The 22,526-nt window shown below is 42.8% G+C and carries 22 protein-coding genes and 1 riboswitch; of the genes, 20 read left to right on the top strand and 2 right to left on the bottom strand.

Translation table 11 applies throughout. The annotated features are described in order from the left end of the window. Nucleotides 1-436: 436 nt before the first annotated feature. Nucleotides 437-1,372, bottom strand: coding sequence for a ribonuclease HIII (gene rnhC / locus I2483_RS07075; protein WP_207174804.1), 936 nt, complete (start codon nt 1,370-1,372; stop codon nt 437-439). Between the two features lie 90 nt (nt 1,373-1,462). Between rnhC and zapA the strand changes: the two genes are divergently transcribed. The 13 genes from zapA to I2483_RS07010 all read left to right on the top strand — a co-directional run bounded on the left by zapA (nt 1,463) and on the right by I2483_RS07010 (nt 16,164). Then, complete coding sequence (gene zapA / locus I2483_RS07070) at nt 1,463-1,723, top strand: cell division protein ZapA (protein ID WP_186670183.1); 261 nt, start codon at nt 1,463-1,465, stop codon at nt 1,721-1,723. Nucleotides 1,724-1,732: 9 nt separating this feature from the next. Further along, complete coding sequence (locus I2483_RS07065; RefSeq protein ID WP_207174802.1) at nt 1,733-2,272, top strand: CvpA family protein; 540 nt, start codon at nt 1,733-1,735, stop codon at nt 2,270-2,272. Between the two features lie 102 nt (nt 2,273-2,374). Further along, nucleotides 2,375-4,081 (top strand): DNA polymerase/3'-5' exonuclease PolX, encoded by a 1,707-nt coding sequence (polX, locus tag I2483_RS07060; protein ID WP_207174800.1) that lies wholly within the window; start codon nt 2,375-2,377, stop codon nt 4,079-4,081. A 64-nt stretch (nt 4,082-4,145) separates the two neighbouring features. Further along, nucleotides 4,146-6,455 carry an endonuclease MutS2 gene (locus I2483_RS07055; protein WP_481886321.1) on the top strand — a complete coding sequence of 770 codons (2,310 nt, stop codon included), beginning with the start codon at nt 4,146-4,148 and terminating at the stop codon, nt 6,453-6,455. A gap of 272 nt (nt 6,456-6,727) precedes the next feature. Then, nucleotides 6,728-7,141 (top strand): DUF350 domain-containing protein, encoded by a 414-nt coding sequence (locus I2483_RS07050; RefSeq protein WP_186670191.1) that lies wholly within the window; start codon nt 6,728-6,730, stop codon nt 7,139-7,141. A 226-nt stretch (nt 7,142-7,367) separates the two neighbouring features. Next, the gene (locus tag I2483_RS07045; RefSeq protein WP_207174796.1) at nt 7,368-9,065 is read left to right on the top strand and encodes an AMP-binding protein; all 1,698 of its coding nucleotides are present in this window, start codon (nt 7,368-7,370) and stop codon (nt 9,063-9,065) included. A 92-nt stretch (nt 9,066-9,157) separates the two neighbouring features. Further along, nucleotides 9,158-9,739, top strand: coding sequence for a TetR/AcrR family transcriptional regulator (locus I2483_RS07040; RefSeq protein ID WP_207174794.1), 582 nt, complete (start codon nt 9,158-9,160; stop codon nt 9,737-9,739). Nucleotides 9,740-9,755: 16 nt separating this feature from the next. Further along, nucleotides 9,756-10,529, top strand: a complete 774-nt coding sequence (locus I2483_RS07035; RefSeq protein ID WP_186670197.1) for an enoyl-CoA hydratase — start codon at nt 9,756-9,758, stop codon at nt 10,527-10,529. 25 nt (nt 10,530-10,554) lie between these two features. Continuing rightward, entirely contained in the window at nt 10,555-11,328 is a 774-nt protein-coding gene (locus tag I2483_RS07030; protein WP_207174792.1) for an electron transfer flavoprotein subunit beta/FixA family protein, read from the top strand. 32 nt (nt 11,329-11,360) lie between these two features. Continuing rightward, a complete protein-coding gene (locus I2483_RS07025; protein WP_207174790.1) occupies nt 11,361-12,335 on the top strand; it encodes an electron transfer flavoprotein subunit alpha/FixB family protein in 975 nt (324 codons plus the stop codon). 125 nt (nt 12,336-12,460) lie between these two features. After that, a complete protein-coding gene (trxA, locus tag I2483_RS07020; protein ID WP_186670203.1) occupies nt 12,461-12,775 on the top strand; it encodes a thioredoxin in 315 nt (104 codons plus the stop codon). 60 nt (nt 12,776-12,835) lie between these two features. Further along, nucleotides 12,836-14,629 carry an excinuclease ABC subunit UvrC gene (gene uvrC / locus I2483_RS07015; protein ID WP_207174788.1) on the top strand — a complete coding sequence of 598 codons (1,794 nt, stop codon included), beginning with the start codon at nt 12,836-12,838 and terminating at the stop codon, nt 14,627-14,629. Nucleotides 14,630-14,677: 48 nt separating this feature from the next. Then, nucleotides 14,678-14,857, top strand: a riboswitch (Lysine riboswitch). A gap of 89 nt (nt 14,858-14,946) precedes the next feature. Beyond that, on the top strand, nt 14,947-16,164 hold the full coding sequence (locus I2483_RS07010) for an aspartate kinase (protein WP_207174786.1): 1,218 nt from the start codon (nt 14,947-14,949) through the stop codon (nt 16,162-16,164). 51 nt (nt 16,165-16,215) lie between these two features. On the opposite strand, the gene I2483_RS07005 is transcribed toward I2483_RS07010, so the two are convergent. Beyond that, nucleotides 16,216-16,632 (bottom strand): YslB family protein, encoded by a 417-nt coding sequence (locus I2483_RS07005; RefSeq protein ID WP_207174784.1) that lies wholly within the window; start codon nt 16,630-16,632, stop codon nt 16,216-16,218. Nucleotides 16,633-16,869: 237 nt separating this feature from the next. On the opposite strand from I2483_RS07005, the gene I2483_RS07000 reads away from it, so the two are divergent. From I2483_RS07000 to racE, 7 genes are all read left to right on the top strand, one after another. Next, on the top strand, nt 16,870-17,481 hold the full coding sequence (locus I2483_RS07000; RefSeq protein WP_186670211.1) for a succinate dehydrogenase cytochrome b558 subunit: 612 nt from the start codon (nt 16,870-16,872) through the stop codon (nt 17,479-17,481). A 45-nt stretch (nt 17,482-17,526) separates the two neighbouring features. Continuing rightward, nucleotides 17,527-19,281, top strand: a complete 1,755-nt coding sequence (sdhA, locus tag I2483_RS06995; RefSeq protein ID WP_186670213.1) for a succinate dehydrogenase flavoprotein subunit — start codon at nt 17,527-17,529, stop codon at nt 19,279-19,281. A gap of 5 nt (nt 19,282-19,286) precedes the next feature. Further along, nucleotides 19,287-20,093, top strand: a complete 807-nt coding sequence (gene sdhB, locus I2483_RS06990; RefSeq protein WP_207174782.1) for a succinate dehydrogenase iron-sulfur subunit — start codon at nt 19,287-19,289, stop codon at nt 20,091-20,093. Nucleotides 20,094-20,220: 127 nt separating this feature from the next. Then, on the top strand, nt 20,221-20,664 hold the full coding sequence (locus I2483_RS06985; protein ID WP_207174780.1) for an acyl-CoA thioesterase: 444 nt from the start codon (nt 20,221-20,223) through the stop codon (nt 20,662-20,664). 72 nt (nt 20,665-20,736) lie between these two features. Next, nucleotides 20,737-20,961 carry a helix-turn-helix domain-containing protein gene (locus I2483_RS06980; RefSeq protein WP_067207867.1) on the top strand — a complete coding sequence of 75 codons (225 nt, stop codon included), beginning with the start codon at nt 20,737-20,739 and terminating at the stop codon, nt 20,959-20,961. 209 nt (nt 20,962-21,170) lie between these two features. Continuing rightward, nucleotides 21,171-21,626 carry a MarR family winged helix-turn-helix transcriptional regulator gene (locus tag I2483_RS06975; protein ID WP_067207869.1) on the top strand — a complete coding sequence of 152 codons (456 nt, stop codon included), beginning with the start codon at nt 21,171-21,173 and terminating at the stop codon, nt 21,624-21,626. A 9-nt stretch (nt 21,627-21,635) separates the two neighbouring features. Then, on the top strand, nt 21,636-22,430 hold the full coding sequence (gene racE / locus I2483_RS06970; RefSeq protein ID WP_207174778.1) for a glutamate racemase: 795 nt from the start codon (nt 21,636-21,638) through the stop codon (nt 22,428-22,430). Nucleotides 22,431-22,526: the final 96 nt, after the last annotated feature.

The raw sequence follows: 22,526 nt of genomic DNA, 5'->3' as shown, positions 1-22,526 counted from the left end.
AATTAAAAATGTAAAGTTGCAATTAGAACTCTAGAGTTTCAATTACTGTGATCCCTCGGCACTCTTTGCTTAGATTTTCGCAGAGTACGCGAAAATCACGCAGAAACCGGACTCTTCGTTGTCCGGTTTTGCAATTAAAAATGTAAAGTTGCAATTAGAACTTCAGAGTTTCAATTACAGTGATCCCTCGGCATTCTTTGCTTAGATTTTCGCAGAGTACGCGAAAATCACGCAGAAACCGGACTCTTCGTTGTCCGGTTTTGCAATTAGAAATGTGAAGTTACAATTAGAACTCTAGAGTTTCAATTACTGTGATCCCTCGGCACTCTTTGCTTAGACTTTCGCACAGATGCAAAGTTGAGATTGAGATACGAAAGTTGCTATTACATTAAAAGTTGGTATTAGAATTCGAAAGTTGTGATTACACTTCGAAAAATCAACTTCTTTTCCTTATCGCAATAGCCTTCGCTTTCCCCGCATTCGCAAAATGCCATTTCGTCAAAGACTTCAACTTTTCTTCACCGCTTTTCAACAAAATCCTGGCAGCTACTTCATCCACTTTGGGTCCCGCGCCTTTCGGCAGTGTCATACCTGCTATCTCACTCAACTTATCCATTTCTTCTAAAAACGCAACACGCGCAATAATTGACGCAGCTGCAACAGACATATGAAGTCCTTCTGCTTTCGTCGAAAACAGCACATTCTCACGCACAATTTCAGACTCTGCTTTGATGTGATTATAATAAATGCCGCGTTCTGCAAATTGGTCAATCAAAATATAATCAGGTTTCTCTCCGTCCATTTTCCGGAGTACATGCTTAAGTGCTTGATTATGAAGGAGGGCCTTAATCTTGCCTTGAGACCAGCCGCTAGCTTGTACTTCATTGTATTTCTCGTTTTCAAGCGTCAGCACACTATAAATGAGCGCCTCCTGTAAATCAGGTGCGATTTTTCGCATGAGGTCATCTGTTAGCATTTTTGAATCTTTTACACCAAGTTCGCGAACTAGTTCGACCTGATTGGCACGGACGAAACAAGCTGCAACCGTAACAGGCCCGAAGAAATCACCCGTTCCAGTTTCATCTGACCCAAGAACGGAAAGTTGTGCTAACCCTTCAGGTAGCACATCACCTTTTGTTTTCACTGTAACAGACCCCGCTTTAACTTCCGCTGTACCCCAACGCGCGGCTTCCCGTTCAGATCCTGCGCCCTGGAACAGTACTTTTCCGGACTTGTAGGCTGTAATTGAGGTATCGGGTAGTTTCGCCGCGAAGACGACACCAGGTGCGTTGCGTACGACTTTTGAAGACGTGTAATGATTTATCACTTTTTTCATATCTTGACTGTTTACAATAATAACTTGATTACTCAATTTATAACTTCCTTTCGTCGACTTAATTCACAACTAAAACCATTTCGTGGTATGATTAATCACAGAGTTTTTATGTGGGAGGTCGTATCATTGGCAGACGAACAGAAGACACGCATAGCAGTTGACATATACGGACAGACCTATAAAATGGTCGGTACCGAAACAAGCACTCATATGCGGCTGGTCGCCTCGATGGTCGATGAAAGGATGAGGGAAATCAGTGCCCATAACCCTTATCTCGACAGTACAAAAATCGCTGTGCTTACCGCTGTTAATAGTGTACATGATTATCTTAAATTAAAAAAACAAGTTGAACAAATGGAAGAAGAATTGAATAAGCTGAAGGGTTGACGGTATTACATGCTTGATTTATTAATTATTTTCCTCCTATTCGGGGGACTCGTAACAGGATTCAGACGGGGACTAATTGTCCAAATTATACATATGACAGGATTCATCATCGCACTTGTTGTCGCTTACTCGTACTATAAACAACTTGCGGAAACGTTTGTTCTATGGGTTCCTTATCCTGGTGTTACAGCAGGTTCGAAATTATCCATGACAGTCGAACAACTTGATCTAGATGGGACGTTCTATCAATTACTGGCGTTTGTTTTGATATTTCTTGTCGTCAAATTTGGATTGCAGCTCATTGCATCTATGTTTGATTTCCTAAAGTATTTGCCTGTCCTCGGTTTCGTAGCACGTATTACGGGGGCTTTGTTCGGATTTGTCGAGTTCTATATACTTATGTTCCTTGTGTTCTATTTGTTGGCTATGCTACCGATAGAGTTTATTCAAGACCAGATAAGTCATTCATTACTGGCCAAGTCGATGTTTGAACATACACCGCTGTTGTCAGAAGCGGTGAAAAAATGGTGGTTCATCTATACAAACTGACAGCTTCCCCCTTTTTGGAGGGAGGCTTTTTTCTAGAATTGTCTATCTACGGCGGCCGAAAGTAAAATGCCGCTTCCGCATTTCAGAACAGGAGGGCTTTTAGTGAATAAAAAAACAATTATTCGCACGTTTGAAAAAATCGCTTTATACATGGAGTTACTGGGGGAAAACCATTTCAAAGTAGCTGCATTTAGAAAAGCTGCCAACGTGCTTGAACTAGATCCACGCAGTTTAGCTGAAATGGATGATATTTTGAAGTTGAAAGGGATCGGCAAAGGCACAGGTGCTGTTATTACCGACTTGCTAGAAAAAGGAGAGTCAGATCTTCTGAAAGAAATGGAAGAGGCAGTGCCAAAAGGGCTTGTTCCTTTGTTGAAAATCCCAGGTCTTGGTGGCAAAAAAATCGCCAAACTGCGTGAGGCGATCGGCATCGATTCGTTGGAATCACTCCATGCGGCATGCCTTGCAGGGGAAGTGAGTAAAGTCGCTGGTTTTGGCAAGAAAACGGAAGACAATATTTTGAGCGAAATTAAAATTTTAGGAACTCGGCAAGGGAAATTCCCGCATTGGCAAATGGAGAAAGTCGTTACATTTGTTGAACAGGAACTTCGTTTGATAGCAGAGATTAACCATTTTTCTGTTGCGGGAAGTTATCGGCGGACGGAAGAGGTAAGCAGTGACGTCGATTTCATAATTGTGACGGACGAGCCCGCAACAGTACGCGAAAAGCTACTTGCAACATTGCCGCTTATCGCAACGATTGCGGCAGGGGATGCGAAATTGTCTGTAACACTCGACTTGGAAGAAGCAATTGACGCCGATTTCCGGTTTGTGAAAGCAGAACAATTTGCAAGTGCCATTCATCACTTCACAGGCTCGAAAGATCATAACGTCAAGATGCGTCAGCTTGCGAAATCTAGGGGAATGAAAATAAGCGAATACGGTGTGGAGAATGAAGATGGTTCTGTCGAGACCTTCGATTCGGAAGAACAATTCTTCGCTCACTTCGATTTGCCGTTCATCCCGCCTGCGGTGCGAAGAAATGGCAGTGAAATCGATCGTGTCGATGAACTCGCCGGCTTAGTGGCGCTCGAAGACATCCGTTCAGATCTTCATATGCATACAACGTGGTCAGACGGAGCGTACTCAATCCGTGAAATGGTTGAGGCCTGCCGTGCTAAAGGCTATTCCTATATGGTTATCACAGACCATACGCAGTATCTCAAAGTTGCGAACGGACTTACGCCTGAGCGTTTACGTGATCAAATCGCGGAAATCCGTTCATTAAATAAAGAATACGACGACATCGAAATATTTTGCGGAACGGAAATGGACATCCTTCCTGACGCGACACTGGATTTCGATGATGAACTACTTAGTGAGCTAGATTTTGTCATCGCGTCTATTCACTCTAATTTCAGTCAGTCACAGGAATTGATTATGGAACGGCTTCATACGGCAATTAAAAATCCGCATGTCGATATGATTGCGCACCCGACTGGCCGTATCGTAGGTCAAAGGGAAGGCTATAATCCCGATGTACCTCAACTCATCCAATGGGCGAAGGAATATGGTAAAATACTTGAGTTGAATGCGAATCCATACCGGCTTGATCTTGCGACTGATCACCTTATCATGGCGCAGGAAGCTGGCGTTACAATTGCCATCAATACAGATGCACATGCGATCGAACAACTAAATTATATGACTACTGGTGTAAACTACGGTAAAAAAGCTTGGCTGAAAAAAGAGACGGTCGTTAATACGTGGCCGCTTGATAAATTTATCCGCGACATTGTGCGGAAGTGAGAGGAAGTGTAAGACATTGGAAAACCGTGTCTTAAAAACACTTGAGTTCGATAAAATCCGGGAAATGGCAGCAACTCATTGCACATCATTCGCCGGTCGATCTTATATGGAGAAGTTAGTACCTGTCAGCGATTTTGACGAAGTTGTAAAACTGCTTGAAGAAACGGACGAAGGCTTATCAATACTTCGTGTCCGTGGTAATGTGCCAATGGGCGGCATCAGTGATATTAGACCCCATGCTAAACGTGCGCAAATGGGTGGCATGCTAAGTGCATATGAGCTAATGGAAACGTCCAACACAATTCGTGCGAGCCGGAATCTGCGTCAATTCATCGAGGCCATTGTGGCGGATGAAGATATTGAAATCCCTCATTTCATCGTGAAAAAAGATGCCATACCGATTTTGACAGGCCTGGAACATGAAATTAATGCATGCATTGACGACAATGCGCATGTTGTTGACAGTGCATCAGGGTCGCTGCGTACAATTCGGCAAGGGTTGCGAATGCAGGAAGGCCGTGTACGTGAGAAGCTAGAAAGTTATACACGTGGGAAGAACGCTGCAACAATGTTATCTGACGCGATTGTCACTATCCGGAATGACCGTTATGTGATTCCAGTAAAGTCAGAGTATCGTTCTCATTACCGTGGTGTTATTCACGATATGTCGTCGTCTGGTCAAACGCTTTTCATCGAGCCGGATGCAGTGGTACAAGCAAATAATGAAATCAGAAGATTGAAGTTGCAGGAACAGGAAGAAATTGAGAAAATCCTTATCGATCTGTCCGCGAAAGTGCAGGAAGTGGCACATGATCTATTCACACTTGTTGCGATATTATCTGAAATCGACGTTATCCTTGCGAAAGCAAAGTTTGGAAAAGCGCATAAATGTACGAAACCCGAAGTGAACAATAAAGGATATATTCGTCTAACGAAAGCACGACATCCCTTGTTGTCGATGGAAGAGGCAGTTGCGAATACAATTGAATTCGGTAAAGACATCACAACAATCGTTATTACTGGACCTAATACGGGCGGGAAGACGGTCACGTTGAAAACGGTAGGATTATGCACGTTGATGGCGCAAGCTGGTCTGCCAATTCCTGCACTCGACGGCTCTGAAGTTGCAGTGTTCGAATCAGTCTATGCAGATATCGGGGACGAGCAGTCAATTGAGCAAAGTCTTAGTACATTCTCCTCACATATGGTGAATATCGTCGATATTTTAGAGAAATATGATGACCGTTCCCTTATTATATTCGATGAGCTCGGTTCAGGTACGGATCCGCAGGAAGGTGCGGCACTTGCCATCTCAATTCTAGATGAAGTACATGGACGTGGTGCTAGAGTAATGGCGACAACCCATTATCCTGAGCTAAAAGCATATGGCTATAACCGTCCGGGCGTTGCCAATGCCAGCGTAGAATTTGATGTTGACACGCTAAGTCCGACATACCGCTTGTTAATAGGCGTTCCAGGGCGTAGTAATGCGTTTGAAATTTCAAAGCGTCTAGGATTGCAGGACCGGGTCATTAATCGAGCGAAGAAATTCACGGGCACAGATCGCAGTGAAGTCGATTCAATGATCCTGTCGCTCGAGACAAGCCGTGTTCAATCAGAAAAAGATGCAGAAGAAACGCATGATATCTTACTGGAAACAGATCGCTTGAAACGTGAACTGGAAGAAAAACTTGCCGAGTTCGAAAACAAGAAAGAACGTATGGAAGAAAAAGCGAAAGAAAAAGCAAGAAAAATTATCGAAGACGCGAAGCGTGAATCGGAGGCAGTCATTTCAGATTTGCGTGCAATGCGCCTAAATGTTGGCGCAAACGTAAAAGAGCACGAATTGATTGAAGCTCGTAAACGTCTTGAAGGTGCTGCCCCTGCTGAAGTTAAGAAGAAAGCAATTAAAGCGAAGGCAGCGCCAAGGGACCTCCAAACAGGTGACGAAGTGAAAGTACTCAGTTACGGTCAAAAAGGGACGCTCATTGATAAAGTCTCGGATAATGAATGGATTGTCCAAATCGGCATTTTGAAAATGAAGCTTGACGAATCAGGACTGGAATATGTTAAGCCTGAAAAAGAGAAAAAACAGTATATATCGACTTCAGTAATAGGACGGGAAACACATGTCAAAATGGAACTCGATCTTCGGGGAGAGCGCTATGAAGATGCAATTTTCCGCACAGAGAAATATTTGGACGATGCGCTTCTATCGAATTATCACCAAGTGTCAATTATTCATGGCAAAGGGACAGGGGCATTAAGGCAGGGTATCCAGCAATTTTTGAAAAATCACAGCCGTGTGAAAACGTACCGGTTCGGTGAAGCAAGTGAAGGCGGACACGGCGTTACTGTTGTAGAATTGAAATAGTTTACCTGTATACGTTGAAGTATTGAATACGATAGTAATACCCAGCGTAGGCGCCTAACAGGGGTAGCCGAAGCCATAAGACTGATAGCGCAGTGGTCAGGCTTATGGCGGGAGGCATCCCCTAGCGCCGAAGTGTTATTCAATGGAATCACTAACTCAACCTATATATCGTAGTTCCGTGCAAAGATGAAAAACATTTCCCCGTTATTGAAACCTTTTACGTACTTATCCGTATAGGAAGGAATGACCAAACGTAAAAGGAGTCGAATGCTATGAATCAAACCGGATTTTGGAATCATCCATTAGTAGAATCAGCTGGCTACTTCAGTGTAGTTGTCCTTTGTCTGATTGTGTCGATGGTGATTTTTGAGCTCGTAACAAAATATAAGAACTGGGAAGAAATCCGAAAAGGAAATGTTGCAGTCGCACTTGCAACAGGTGGGAAAATATTTGGGGTAGCAAATATTTTTCGATACTCAATCGAACAGCATAATTCATTGCCTCAAATGATTGGCTGGGGGTTGTTTGGATTTACCCTGCTTATTTTCGCCTATCTGTTGTTTGAATTCCTTACACCTAAATTCAATATTGATAAGGAAATTGAAGCAGATAATCGCGCTGTCGGTTTCATATCCTTGACGATATCGGTGGGACTTTCATTCGTTATAGGAGCAAGTATTTCATAAGGGTTGTGAAGTTATGGAGAAATTAGCCAAAATATTACTCGTTGTCTGCGTAGTATTTATTGCGGTAGGTATTTATTGGATGATAGCAAACACACCTTAACCAGTTTATTCTGTTTAAGGTTTTTTTATGTAAATAATAAATTCTATTTGAAACCTGCATTACTTACCCCTATAATTAGAATTAGGAATATTCAAAGAATTAAAGAGTGGAAAAAGGGGGCTTTTTATGACAATGAAACCTTGGCTGGATTTGTATCCCGCTGAAATCTCAAAGACGCTGGACTATGAACACATTCCTATTCAGGAATTCCTGACAAGATCCAGTGAAAAATATCCTGACAAGACGGCTATGCATTTCCTGGGGAAAAACATTTCGTTTAAAGAGTTTCATGAATCATCTTTGAAGTTCGCAAATTATTTGACATCTATCGGAATTGTCAAAGGGGACCGTGTTGCAATTATGCTTCCAAACTGTCCACAAGGGGCAATTGCCTACTATGGAACTTTGTATGTAGGCGCAATCGTCGTTCAAACGAATCCTCTTTATACGGAGCGTGAAGTGGCTTATCAAATGGTCGATTCTGGGGCAAAAGCAATCATTTCACTCGATATTCTATTTCCGCGAATTTCAAAAATCGTTAAAGACACGAAACTTGAGCATGTAATAATAACAGGAATAAAAGACTACCTGCCGTTTCCTAAGAACCTTATCTATCCATTCATTCAGAAAAAAGAACACGGGATTACAGTAAAAGTTGAGCACCGTGGGATGAACCATCTATTTACTGAAATTATGAAAATAGCAAAATCAGATCCGGTTAGTTATGATTTTGATTACGAAACAGATATTGCGTTGCTGCAATATACGGGTGGAACAACGGGTTCTCCAAAAGGGGTCATGTTGACGCACGCCAATCTAATTTCTAACGTTAAAATGTGTGGCGAATGGTTGTATAAGTGTAAAGAAGGCGAAGAAACAGTCATGGGTATTTTGCCATTCTTCCACGTATATGGAATGACAACTGTATTAATTCTTTCTGTGATGCAAGGGAATAGAATGGTACTTATCCCTAAGTTTGATTTTGAAACGGCTTTGAAAGCAATCGATAAACAAAAGCCGACCTTATTCCCTGGAGCGCCTACTATCTATATTGGATTATTAAATCATCCTGATTTGAAGAAATATGATTTGTCATCCATTAAAGCATGTATTAGTGGTTCTGCCGCATTACCGGTCGAAGTGCAGGAGAAATTCGAGAGAGTAACTGGCGGGAAACTCGTCGAAGGGTACGGCCTTACAGAAACGTCTCCTGTAACCCATTCAAATTTCGTGTGGGCAGACAAACGAGCTAAAGGTTCAATTGGTGTTCCGTGGCCAGATACTGATTCTTGCATACTGGGTCCTGAGTCATCGGAACCGCTGGCGAATGGAGAAATCGGTGAAATTGCGGTGAAAGGCCCTCAAGTAATGAAAGGTTATTGGAACAGACCCGAAGATACAGAACAGACTTTCCGCGATGGCTGGTTTTTGACCGGAGATCTCGGATATATGGACGACGAGGGTTATTTCTATGTCGTGGATCGCAAAAAAGATATAATTATAGCAAGCGGTTTCAATATTTATCCGCGGGAGATCGAAGAGGTTCTTTATGAACACGAAGCGATACAGGAATGTGTTATTGCGGGTATCCCGGATCCGTACAGAGGAGAAACAGTTAAAGCCTATATTGTCTTAAAACAAGGAGCTACTATAACTGAAGAAGAGCTTGATAAATATTGTCGAGAGAACTTAGCGTCGTTTAAAGTTCCACGACTTTATGAATTCCGTACAGAGTTGCCGAAAACAGCTGTCGGGAAAATTTTACGCCGTGCTTTGATTGATGAAGAAAAAAAGAAAGCCGAAAAGGAATTACTTCTACTGTGATGTAATGCTTGACATAGCGGCCGTTAACAACTAATATGAAAATATGAATGAATCATCATTCATATTTTCATTATTGGTGGTGATATATAGATATGAAACGAGATAGACCAAAATATAAGCAAATAGTCGATGCGGCAGTCATAGTCATTGCTGAAAACGGATACCACCAAGCCCAAGTTTCGAAGATAGCAAAAGAAGCGGGCGTTGCCGACGGGACAATCTATCTTTACTTTAAAAATAAAGAAGATATCCTGATATCTGTTTTTAGAGAAAAAATGGCGATTTTCGTCAATAACGTCGAAGTTATATTGGAACAGGATATTGATACATCTGAAAAACTATTCAGGATGATTGACAGTCATTTCCGCATTCTGCATGAAGATCGTCACTTAGCAATCGTTACGCAACTTGAACTTCGTCAGTCGAATAAAGAATTACGTCTCCGAATTAACGAAGTACTAAAAGAATATTTAATGCTTCTCGATGCAATTCTGAAAGAGGGAATCGTAAATGGGGCGCTAGACGAAGGCCTTGATATAAGACTTGCTAGACAAATGGTATTTGGCACAATTGACGAAACAATCACTTCATGGGTGATGAATGATCAAAAATATGATTTAATGAAACTATCACCCGAAGTACATAGGCTGATTATGAATGGAATGAAAGCGTAAAAAGGGATGGGATGAAATGGAGTTTCTTACTGTAGCAATTGACGATGGGGTAGCTGTTGCGACAATTAACAGGCCGCCCGCGAATGCGCTTTCACGCGCACTGATACTGGAAGTGGACGCATTACTTGATCAAGTGGAGAACGACGATTCTGTACGGGTCATCGTCTTTCACGGACAAGGCAAATTTTTCTCAGCTGGAGCAGATATTAAAGAATTTACATCTGTCACTTCAGGCGAGGAGTTTTCAAAACTTTCCGCAAGCGGACAAGAAGTTTTTGAACGGCTTGAACGTTTCTCTAAACCAGTTATTGCCGCCATTCATGGCGCAGCACTAGGTGGTGGGCTTGAATTAGCGATGGCCTGTCATATGCGAATCGTAACTGAAAACGCGAAACTTGGATTGCCGGAATTGCAATTGGGTCTAATCCCTGGGTTTGCTGGGTCACAGCGTCTTCCGCGCTACGTAGGCATGCCGAAAGCAGCGGAGATGTTATTAACCAGTGATCCAATCAGTGGGGTAGAAGCAGCTCGTCTAGGACTTGCAAATCATGCTTACACAGATGAAGAACTTCTGCCTAAAACAATGGAGCTTGCTCAGAAAATTGCTAAGAAGGGTCCTGTCGCTGTGAAAGCTGCACTAGAGATGCTGCAATTTACCAAGCACCCTTCTTATTATGAAGGCGTGAAAGCTGAAGCTGATTCATTTGGTGAGGTTTTTGTCTCTGAGGATGCAAAAGAAGGAATCCAAGCATTCCTTGAAAAGCGTGTACCTGTATTTAAAGGGAAATAATTAAAAAGTTGGGGAGGTCTGTAATATGAATATTTATGTACTAGTTAAACGGACATTTGATACAGAGGAAAAGATCACGGTTTCTAACGGTAAAATTTCTGAGGATGGTGCGGAGTTCATCATCAATCCTTATGACGAATATGCAATTGAAGAAGCTATCCAGGTACGCGACGCAAATGACGGAGAAGTGACTGTCATTACAATCGGTGGAGAAGACGCAGAAAAACAACTTCGCACAGCGCTTGCAATGGGTGCGGACAAAGCGGTTCTTATCGATACTGAAGATGACCTTGATGAAATGGATGAATTCACATCCGCTAAAATTATCGCTGAGTATTTGAAAGATAAAGAAGTAGATTTGATTCTTGCAGGAAACGTTGCAATTGATGGCGGTTCTGGACAAGTTGGTCCGCGTGTGGCTGAACTACTAGGTATTAACTACGTAACGACAATTACGAACCTTGAAATCAACGGTACATCCGTCAAAATCATTCGTGATGTTGAAGGGGATTCTGAAACAATCGAAACGTCACTGCCACTATTAGTAACTGCTCAGCAAGGTCTTAACGAACCACGCTACCCATCACTTCCAGGCATCATGAAAGCGAAGAAAAAGCCGCTTGAAAAGCTTGAACTGGATGATCTTGACTTAGAAGAAGATGACGTAGAAGCGAAAACACAAACAATCGAAATTTACCTTCCGCCGCAAAAAGCAGCTGGACGTATTCTAGAAGGCGATGTTGCAAATCAAGTGATAGAACTTGTAAATCTGCTTAAAAATGAAGCTAAAGTAATCTAATCAGACTTTTAATTGTAATGGAGGGACTATAGATGTCTAAAAAAGTAGTAGTACTAGGGGAAGCGCGAGAAGGGGCATTACGTAACGTTTCATTCGAAGCGATTGCAGCTGCTAAAAAGATTTCTGGAGGCGGAGAGGTTGTCGGGGTATTGCTCGGCGATGCTGTTCAGTCACTTGCAGAAGAAATGATTCATTACGGGGCGGACCGTGTCGTTACTGTGGAACATCCACATTTGAAACTTTATACTTCTGATGCATTCAGCCAAGCGTTCATGGCAGTTTACGAACAGGAAAAACCGCAAGCTATTGTGTTCGGTCACACAGCTTTAGGGAAAGATTTGTCACCTAAGATTGCTAGTAAACTAGCATCAGGTTTAATCTCTGATGTAACTGCTATTGAAGGCGAAGGTGATGCTGCGGTATTCATCCGTCCAATCTTCTCTGGTAAAGCCTTCGAAAAAGTGAAGAACAAAGACGGACTTCTATTCATTACAGTACGTCCGAATAACATTGCACCTTTAGAGCACGACGCAGGCCGAACAGGCGGTGTAGCTGCACTAGCTGTTGATGTTACAAATCTTCGTACAATCATCTCAGAAGTTATTCGGAAATCGACAGAGGGTGTCGATCTATCGGAAGCTAAAGTTGTTGTTGCAGGGGGCCGCGGCGTGAAAAGTGCGGAAGGCTTCGAACCATTGCAAGAACTTGCGACGCTTTTGGGTGGAGCAATCGGTGCATCTCGCGGAGCGTGTGACGCGGATTACTGTGACTATTCTCTACAAATCGGACAAACTGGTAAAGTCGTTACACCGGACTTGTACATTGCGGCAGGTATTTCGGGTGCAATCCAGCATATGGCAGGAATGTCCAACTCGAAAGTAATCGTGGCAATCAATAAAGATTCAGAAGCGAATATTTTCAAAGTAGCAGATTACGGAATCGTGGGTGACCTATTCGAGGTTATTCCGATGATGATTGAAGAAATTAAAAAAATCAAGACGAACTGATTCAAATCAGAGCTCCCTCAACAGTAGGGAGCTTCTTTTAATAACTAAGCATATATTTAGCCCGTAATATAGCTGCATGCTATAATACAGACATAGGTTATCTATTAAGAGGAGGAAAAATTACTATGGCTATTATTCACGCGACTGATCAGAACTTTGACGAAAATATTAAAGAAGGACTTGTCCTTGTTGACTTTTGGGCACCTTGGTGTGGACCTTGTAAAATGATCGCTCCAGTTCTTGAAGAACTAGACGGCGAAATCGAAGGTAAAGCAAACATTGTTAAAGTTGACGTTGACGACAACCAGGAAACAGCTGGTAAATACGGTATCATGTCAATTCCTACTTTGGTTCTTTTCAAAGATGGAGAAATTGTTGATAAAGTTGTCGGTTTCAAACCGAAAGAAGCACTTGCTGAATTAATCGCAAAACACGCTTAATTATTTGAAAGAATAACCGGGTCCCTTCATTGGTACCCGGTTTTTTGGTAGGTGAATTATGTGAATGAGTTAATCGTAGAGAAGTTGGCTATATTACCGGAATTGCCGGGTTGTTACTTGATGAAAGACAGGCAAGGGACAATCATTTATGTGGGAAAAGCGAAAGTGTTGAAAAATCGGGTTCGTAGTTATTTTACGGGTAGCCATGATGCTAAAACACAGCGGCTTGTTGGAGAAATCGTAGACTTTGAATACATTGTCACGTCATCCAATCTGGAAGCGCTTGTCCTCGAATTGAATCTTATCAAACAGTATGATCCGAAATATAATATCATGCTAAAAGATGATAAGACCTACCCTTATTTAAAATTAACAGCAGAGCGTCATCCGAAACTGATCATTACGAGACAGGTGAAAAAAGACAAAGGGAAGTACTTTGGTCCATATCCTCATGCTTTTGCCGCCAGTGAAACGAAAAAATTGCTTGACCGGCTCTATCCTTATCGAAAATGTCATACAATGCCGGATCGGGTCTGCTTGTATTACCATCTTGGCCAGTGCCTCGCCCCCTGTGTCAATGAAGTGGGGTTGGAAACGTACAAGGAAATGGTTGATGATATTACCCGTTTTTTGAATGGCGGTTATAAAAGTGTCAAAAAAGAATTGACGGGAAAAATGTCTGCGGCCGCGGAAAACTTGGAGTTTGAGCGAGCGAAAGAATACCGTGATCAAATTGTTAATATTGAAGCGGTTATGGAAAAACAGGCCATGACGATGAATGATTTCACTGATCGAGATGTCTTCGGATTTTCTGTAGACAATGGCTGGATGTGTGTTCAAGTCTTTTTCGTCCGTCAAGGAAAGCTAATTGAACGGGATGTATCGCTATTCCCCGTTTATCAAGAACCGGAAGAAGAACTGCTGACGTTCATCGGACAGTTTTACGGCAAGTCTCAACATTTAATCCCTAAAGAAATCCTGTTACCTCAAGGGATTGACAGTGAAATCGTCCGTCAGCTTCTGGATGTACCTGTATTCATTCCACAGCGCGGTAAAAAGAAAGATCTTGTCCATCTTGCCATCAAAAATGCCGAGATTTCATTGAAAGAAAAGTTTCAACTAATTGAACGACAAGAACTCCGTACAATTGGTGCGTGTGAAGAACTTGGTAAGGCGATGAATATCACCATACCGTTCCGTATTGAAGCATTTGATAACTCGCATATGTATGGTTCAGATGCGGTCTCTGCGATGGTGTCGTTCCTTGATGGGAAACCGAACCGTAAAGATTACCGAAAGTATAAAACGATGACAGCGGCAGCACATGACGACTATGCCGCAATGCGTGAAGTTGTAAGACGGCGTTATATCCGTGTGCTCAGGGATGATTTGCCACTACCTGATCTTATCGTGATAGACGGTGGCAAAGGCCATATGGAAGCAGCAAGGGAAATCATTGAAGATGAGCTAAACTTGTCAATTCCAATTGCCGGACTTGCGAAAGACGATAAACACCAGACGGCGCAACTCCTTTATGGCAATCCGATTGAAATGATTCCGTTAAAAAGAACAAGTGAAGCGTTTTACTTGTTACAAAGAATTCAAGACGAAGTGCACAGGTTTGCGATCACATTCCATAGGCAACGGCGCGAAACGAATTCATTGACGTCAGCACTTGATGGATTACCGGGCGTAGGACCGAAGCGGAAAACGATGTTGCTTAGACATTTTGAGTCTATGAAAAAGATTCGTGAAGCATCCGTTGAAGAGTTGCAACAAGCGGGCTTGTCGTTGGCGGTTGCGAAATCAGTGGAAACGTATTTCCGTGAAGAGGCATTGCGAGAAGAGAAGTAATGTGATAGAGTGAACGCACTGCGTTTTTTCACTTATAATTTCATATGTAGTGAAGATAGAGGTGCGGGTACCAATAGTAGATCTCCGGAAGGCGGCAGCCTGATGAACGAGATTGAAAGGAGTATTCGCCGAAGCGGACCAATCGGCTGTCACGATTGTCCTGCTGGATTTCCATTGAATAAATGGAAGTCTGTCAGGTATAAAAATACCTGGAGAGCTATCTGAACGGGGCGTCTCTTAGGCGATAGCTCCAATCGGACCGGCTCTCATACTTATGAGGGCCGTTTTGCGTTCAGGGGGAAATTGGAGGAAAAATCATGGTACGAATTGTAATGAAATTCGGCGGCACATCAGTTGCAAACCCCGAAAGGATTGCACGCGCCGCAAAGCTTGTTCAAGGTGAAGTAAATCGGGGGAATCAAGTGGCGGTTATCGTTTCTGCAATGGGGAAAACAACGGACGATCTTCTAAAGCTCGCCGTAGAAGTTAATCCGAAAGCGGGCCGCCGTGAACTTGATATGCTACTTGCGACAGGTGAGCAAGTAACGGCATCCCTTCTAGCGATGGCAATTGCAGCACAAGGTTTGGAAGCTCGCTCATACACAGGGTGGCAAGCGGGCGTCACGACAGAATCAGTCCACGGAAATGCGCGAATCGAGCAAGTCCATGCGGATAAAATAGTGACAACGCTTGAATCGGGTGCTGTTGCAGTGATTACCGGTTTTCAAGGTGCTGACAGCTCGGGTGAGTTGACGACACTTGGTCGTGGGGGATCTGATACAAGTGCTGTCGCAATTGCAATTGCGATTGATGCAGCAATCTGTGATATTTACACAGATGTTGAAGGGGTATTTACGACGGATCCAAGATTAATTCGACAAGCCAAAAAGCTTGAGGAAATATCATATGATGAAATGCTTGAAATCGCGAATCTAGGCGCAGGGGTACTTCACCCAAGAGCGGTTGAGTTTGCCAAGAACCATCAAATGCCGCTTCGGGTCAGACCTGCGCATATGGAAGGTGAAGGAACGATTATCAAGGAGGAAATTGATTTGGAAAACAATTTAATTGTTCGGGGCATCGCCTTTGAAAGAGATATTATTCGGATTACAGTTATGTATGACGTTCCATACAATGGCTCGCTTGCGAATATATTCACTGCACTTGCGAATCACCATGTTAACGTCGATATTATCGTCCAGACAATTATGGAAGGCGTACAGCCGTCTGTTTCATTTTCTATCAAGAAAGAAGATTTCGCAGAAGCGATTAACGTTTTGGAAACAGAAAAAGACGCCCTTGGTTACAGTAGAGCTGATTTTGAAGTGGGTCTTTCGAAAGTTTCAATCGTCGGAAGTGGAATGGTATCCAACCCAGGAGTTGCTGCGCAAATGTTTGAGATACTTCGTGGCGCATCGGTTCCTGTGAAAATGGTCAGTACATCTGAAATCAAGGTATCCGTTGTTATTCCTGAATCGGATGTGGAAATAGCGGTAGCGGCGCTTCATAATCAATTCGGATTGGATGCAAATTGAAATGATTTATAGAAAAAGAAGATGCACCCGATTAGGGATGCATCTTCTTTTTCATTCCTCGACTTTCGTTTTCAAATCCCATTTCACTTGGAAGTGTATGAGACCATCCTTCGCGTTCGATTCTCCGTAGCACTCAGTGAGTAATCCACTAAATTTCTGGTACTGTTGTGCAATGAAACCGGCTTCAAGTTGGCAAGATCTGTTGTGGGTATTTGTATCGAAATCATTTTTTAACGAATAAAAAGCCTCATCTTTCGACGTCTTTTCGAGATGAAGAGGCCCCCATCCAGCTTCTTGAAAGAATTCGGGAAGTTCATCAATACCGAAAATCGGGAATTTTCGAGCCACTTCTTTTCCGGCCCAATAGAGGATATCGTCTTCATTTTTACCGAGGATACTTGGCAACACGTGATCTCGCAAAATTTCATAGCCAAAACGGGTCGGTGAATCATATGTAGTATTTTTCAATCGAATAAGCAACCCTTTCGGTTAAATGATAGCGTTAGTAAATCCTAAAGAATAATAATATGTTAAATTCGGGCGTGTCGAAAAGCCCACATCGTCTTGACCTCTTCAAAACGGAGGAGTACAATGGTTATGTCATAATATTGTACCACGAAGAGGTACGTCGTCAACGGTCGCTTCATGTCTAAATGATGACAGGGGCGAACTGAGGGACTCAGTTAATAAAGGAGGGTAAAAGACTTGTCAAGAGAATCAGATTTTTATTTGCGTCGTCTTCATTCACTACTCGGAATCATTCCAGTGGGGCTTTTTGTTGCCCAACACTTAGTGATTAACCACTTTGCCACACGCGGGCCAGAGGCATTCAATGCTGCATCCGATTTCATGGGGAACTTACCATTCGTACTGTTTTTAGAATGGTTCATCATCTACATCCCACTTATGTTCCACGGGTTCTACGGTGTGTACATAGCTTTCACAGCGAAAAATAACGTACAGCGTTACGGGACTTTCCGCAACTGGATGTTCATGCTACAACGTATAACGGGTGTATTCCTTGTGATCTTCATTGCATGGCACATCTACGATACAAGAATTCAAAAAGCATTGGGCGTTGAAGTGAATTTCGACATGATGGCTAAAGTCTTATCGAATCCATTCATGCTTGCGTTCTACATTGCGGGTGTCCTTGCAGCTACATTCCACTTGGCGAATGGGGTTTGGTCATTCCTAGTAAGTTGGGGGATTACACAATCTCCACGCTCACAAACTATCGTTACGTATATCTCGATGGCAATATTCCTAATTCTTTCTGTCATCGGTGTACAAGCGCTACTTGCTTTCGTCGTTTAATTAATAAAAAATGAGATCACCTATAATTTGAGGAGTGAAACAATAATGGCAAAAAGCAGATTGATTGTCGTCGGCGGTGGACTAGCCGGCCTGATGGCAACTATCAAAGCGGCTGAAGAAGGTACGCCGGTTGACTTGTTCTCAATTGTCCCGGTTAAACGTTCCCACTCTGTATGTGCGCAAGGCGGCATCAACGGTGCAGTAAATACGAAAGGGGAGGGCGACTCGCCTTCAATCCATTTCGATGACTCTGTATACGGCGGTGACTTCCTTGCAAACCAGCCACCCGTACAAGCAATGACGGATGCAGCACCAGGAATTATCAGTCTATTGGACCGGATGGGTGTTATGTTCAACCGTACGCCAGAAGGACTTCTGGATTTCCGACGTTTCGGGGGTACAATGCATCACCGTACGGCTTTCGCAGGTGCGACTACAGGTCAGCAGCTCTTATATGCACTAGACGAACAAGTTCGAAGCCATGAAGTTGCTGGACTTGTCACGAAATACGAACACTGGGAATTCCTTGGTGTCATTCTTGATGAAGAAGGCGTTTGTCGCGGTATTAAAGCGCAAAACATGAAAACAATGGAGATCCAAGCATTCAAAGGCGACTCAGTTATTATGGCAACAGGTGGACCCGGAATCATTTTCGGGAAAACGACAAACTCTGTCATCAATACAGGTTCTGCAGCTTCGATCGTCTATCAGCAAGGAGCACACTATGCAAATGGTGAGTTCATCCAAATTCACCCAACAGCAATTCCAGGAGACGATAAACTTCGTCTTATGAGTGAATCTGCTCGTGGTGAAGGTGGACGTGTTTGGACTTATAAAGACGGAAAACCTTGGTATTTCCTTGAAGAGAAATATCCGGATTACGGTAATCTTGTACCGCGTGATATCGCAACACGTGAAATCTTTGACGTTTGCGTTAACCAAAAGTTGGGTATTAACGGTGAAAACATGGTGTATCTAGACCTTTCACATAAGGATCCAAAAGAGCTTGACATTAAGCTTGGTGGTATCATCGAAATCTATGAGAAATTCACAGGCGATGATCCACGTAAATTACCAATGAAAATCTTCCCGGCTGTTCACTATTCAATGGGCGGACTATGGGTGGATTATGATCAGCAAACAAGTATCCCAGGTTTGTTCGCGGCAGGGGAATGTGATTATTCACAGCACGGTGCAAACCGTCTTGGCGCAAACTCACTTCTTTCAGCAATTTATGGCGGGATGGTCGCAGGACCAAATGCCATTAAATATATGAAGGGTTTAAAACGTTCTGTAGTGGACCTTCCTTCTACAATCTTCGACGCAGCAGTGAAAGAGGAGCAGCAGAAGTGGGACGATACGCTTAAAATGAACGGTACTGAAAACGCTTATGTTCTTCATAAAGAACTTGGCGAATGGATGACAGATAACGTAACAGTAGTTCGTTACAATGACAGGCTACAAGCGACAGACGATAAAATCGTTGAGCTTCTTGAACGTTATGAAAACATCAATATTACCGATACGCAGCTATGGTCTAACCAAGGTGCAACATTTACGCGCCAGTTGAAAAACATGCTATACTTGGCACGTGTTATCACTCTTGGTGCACTGAACCGTAACGAAAGCCGTGGAGCCCATTACAAACCGGACTTCCCGAATCGTGATGATGAAAACTTCTTAAAAACGACGATGGCGAAATTCGATGGACATTCTGCTCCAATCTTCCATTATGAAGAAGTCGATGTTTCCTTGATTCCACCACGTACACGCGATTACTCCGCGAAGAAAGGAGATTGATTTAGTTGAGCGAGAACACTACAGCAGTAAAGGATCTCCAGCAGCAGACTGCACAGAAGACGGTCCGTTTTGAAATCCGACGTCAGGATACTGCTGAGTCACAACCTTATTGGGAAAGTTTCGAATTAGAATATAGACCGAATATGAACGTCATTTCTGCTTTAATGGAAATTCGTCGTAACCCGGTCAATGCAGAAGGTAAGCAAACAACACCAGTGAACTGGGAAATGAGCTGTTTGGAAGAGGTTTGTGGGGCATGTTCAATGGTTATCAACGGACGTCCGCGCCAATCTTGTACAGCACTTGTTGATCAGTTTACACAACCGATTAAACTTGAACCAATGAAGACATTCCCAGTCGTTCGCGACTTGATTGTTGACAGAGAATTCATGTTTGATTCATTGAAAAAAATCAAAGCATGGGTTCCGATTGACGGAACATATGACCTTGGTGAAGGGCCTCGTATGCCTGAGCGTAAACGCCAATGGGCATATGAACTTTCGAAATGTATGACGTGCGGCGTATGTCTTGAAGCATGCCCGAACGTTAACGACAATACGAACTTCATGGGACCTGCACTTCTATCACAAGTCCGCCTATTCAACACGCATCCAACTGGTGCAATGAACAAGGACGAACGTCTAGCGACGCTTATGACAGACGGTGGAATTGGAGAATGCGGTAACTCACAAAACTGTGTTGTTGCATGTCCAAAAGGAATTCCTTTGACTACTTCGATTGCAGCGATGAACCGTGCAACGAACGTACAAATGTTCAAAAACTTCTTCGGAAGTGACCATATGGTAGACTGATTTCAGTCTATTGCCCCGCTTTGGCATTATGCCTTGGCGGGGCTTTTTTAGTTTAGTAGGCTTCATTTATCAGGTGAGATTTGGTAGAATGAATCAATGTTCATTTTAATGAGGGAGATGATTCTAGATGAAAGCAGTGTACATAAAAGATTTATCAACATGGGCATCGGAATTTGTTTTTTTTGTTCCTGTGTCTGTTCGTTTTTCAGAGACGGATATGTATGGTCATTTGAACAATACGATACCGTTTATTTATTTTGAGCATGCGAGGATTGAGTTTTTAAAAGAAATCAGGCTTATGAATAACTGGCTTGATCCAAAGGGTGATACTTTTCCAGTCGTTGCTGATTTGCAATGTGATTTTGTGAAGCAAGTCTTTTTTGATGAACAGCTGAAAATATTTGTTAAAGCTGCGACAGTTGGCAACAGCTCTGTTGATATTCACTACATGGCGAAGAACAGTAAAGATGATATAGTCTTCACTGGACGGGGTACAATGGTTCAGATTGGCAGACAGACAGGCAAAGGTGTTCCGTGGTCTAAAGAGGAGAAAATACTTTTTGTTAACTAAATCAGCATGTAGCCGGCACAGCTCGCCGTTCCTTCACATATTTTAAAGTGAAAGTGGATAGGAGGGCGCGTCTTGATAGAGGACTCTAAAAACCGTTCTTTGCTTACGGCAAGAGAACGAGAAATTTTCAATCTGCTCGTTGAAGATCAAACGACAAAAGATATCGCGGGGCGGCTCGGAATCAGCGAAAAGACTGTTCGCAACCATATTTCGAACACAATTCAAAAGCTAGGTGTTTCTGGCAGAGCGCAAGCGGTAATCGAATTGTTACGGTTGGGAGAATTGCAATTGCGTTGAAGCAGGTGTAAATAATGAAAGGGCAATCATAGCTGAGTGTTAGTGATTGATTGATGCCTTGTAACAATAGCTGTTTGACCTGCATCATGCAGTCTTCAAGCAGCTATTTTTTTACTGTTTTTCCCAACGGTTTATTAGGTATTGCCATAAGCGGAGAAAAGGGGGACAATAGGTAAACAGTATTTGTTTTCAGGGAGCTGGTTCAGTTGATGGAAAATAACCCACCAAAAATTCAGTATACAGATGAAGTTGCACATATGGAGAAAGAATTACGTTATGTTGCAGCAATCATTAAACAACAAGGTCGTAGAATTCTTAGCAATTATACAATCACGCCACCTCAATTCGTTGCTTTACAGTGGTTATTTGAACATGGAGATATGACGATTGGGGATTTGTCGAACAAGATGTTCCTAGCATTCAGTACTACAACTGATTTGGTCGATCGGATGGAAAAGAACTCGCTTGTGAAGCGTGTCCGCAATGATCAAGATCGCCGAGTTGTACGAATTCATCTTCTAAGCGAAGGTGAGCGGGTAATCGAAGAAGTAATTGATAAACGCCGTCATTATTTGAATTCGGTGTTGGTAGATTTTGATGAACAACAAGTGAAGGATTTCTCAGATTTGCTGAGTAAACTACATCAAGAGATGAAAAAGGATTGAGGGATTTTAGTGGAAGCACCAATAGGAGTAATTGATTCGGGCGTCGGCGGACTAACCGTGGTTAAAGAGATGCTCAATCGACTACCACATGAACCCATTGTTTACATAGGGGATGATGCCCGTTGTCCATATGGGCCCCGGCCAATTGACGAAGTTCGGGAGTTTACAATGGAGATGGCATCAGCACTTTCCAAAAAGGGGATAAAAATGCTTGTCATTGCTTGCAATACAGCTACAGCTGTTGCGCTCGATGATATCCGCGCACGATTTTCATTTCCTGTCATCGGCGTTATCGTGCCAGGTGCAAGGGCGGCAGTTAATGCGTCTGGGTCAGGGAAAATCGCTGTGCTTGGGACTGCTGGAACAATTAAAAGTGGCGCTTATGATGATGCAATCCATGTTCTTTCACCGAATGCGATGGTTTACTCACTTGCATGTCCTGAATTTGTTCCAATTGTCGAAAGTGGTCAGTATAAGTCGGAAAGTGCAGGTATTATTGTTGAACGTACGCTGCGTGAACTGGTGGGTAAAGATTTTGATGCTGCGATACTCGGATGTACACATTACCCGTTATTGCAGCAACATATTACAGATTCGCTACCGAATAATGTGAAAATCATTTCATCCGCTGTAGAAACAGTATGTGATGTTGAGCGTATTCTACTATCTAATGGCATTGAACGCATTGCTGATAGCGCAGTGGCGCCTGTTTTTTATACAACAGGGGAGTCGGAAACTTTCCAAGGAATTGTTGAAGACTGGTTGTCGATTGAAATGCCTAATGTAAGCTATATTGAATTGTGAGAAACTCGGAAGTCCAGATTTGGACATCCGGGTTTTTGCGTATATGAAATGAGTTATGATAAGATGAATGCGCAATCTGAATGATGGAGGGTACAT

This window comes from Sporosarcina sp. E16_3 (assembly GCF_017347125.1).
Lineage (GTDB): Bacteria > Bacillota > Bacilli > Bacillales_A > Planococcaceae > Sporosarcina.
The sequence above is the reverse complement of the archived record's forward strand: the minus strand, read 5'-3'. Positions and strand labels throughout refer to the sequence as shown.

Excerpts from the sequence above, each read along its gene's own strand:
- I2483_RS07065 (WP_207174802.1), top strand. The coding sequence starts at position 1,733 with ATGCTTGATTTATTAATTATTTTCCTCCTATTCGGGGGACTCGTAACA.
- I2483_RS07030 (WP_207174792.1), top strand. The coding sequence starts at position 10,555 with ATGAATATTTATGTACTAGTTAAACGGACATTTGATACAGAGGAAAAG.
- trxA (WP_186670203.1), top strand. The coding sequence starts at position 12,461 with ATGGCTATTATTCACGCGACTGATCAGAACTTTGACGAAAATATTAAA.
- I2483_RS06985 (WP_207174780.1), top strand. The coding sequence starts at position 20,221 with ATGAAAGCAGTGTACATAAAAGATTTATCAACATGGGCATCGGAATTT.
- I2483_RS07050 (WP_186670191.1), top strand. The coding sequence starts at position 6,728 with ATGAATCAAACCGGATTTTGGAATCATCCATTAGTAGAATCAGCTGGC.
- I2483_RS06975 (WP_067207869.1), top strand. The coding sequence starts at position 21,171 with ATGGAAAATAACCCACCAAAAATTCAGTATACAGATGAAGTTGCACAT.
- I2483_RS07010 (WP_207174786.1), top strand. The coding sequence starts at position 14,947 with ATGGTACGAATTGTAATGAAATTCGGCGGCACATCAGTTGCAAACCCC.
- I2483_RS07055 (WP_481886321.1), top strand. The coding sequence starts at position 4,146 with ATGGCAGCAACTCATTGCACATCATTCGCCGGTCGATCTTATATGGAG.
- I2483_RS07025 (WP_207174790.1), top strand. The coding sequence starts at position 11,361 with ATGTCTAAAAAAGTAGTAGTACTAGGGGAAGCGCGAGAAGGGGCATTA.
- sdhA (WP_186670213.1), top strand. The coding sequence starts at position 17,527 with ATGGCAAAAAGCAGATTGATTGTCGTCGGCGGTGGACTAGCCGGCCTG.
- I2483_RS07035 (WP_186670197.1), top strand. The coding sequence starts at position 9,756 with ATGGAGTTTCTTACTGTAGCAATTGACGATGGGGTAGCTGTTGCGACA.
- I2483_RS07045 (WP_207174796.1), top strand. The coding sequence starts at position 7,368 with ATGACAATGAAACCTTGGCTGGATTTGTATCCCGCTGAAATCTCAAAG.
- I2483_RS07040 (WP_207174794.1), top strand. The coding sequence starts at position 9,158 with ATGAAACGAGATAGACCAAAATATAAGCAAATAGTCGATGCGGCAGTC.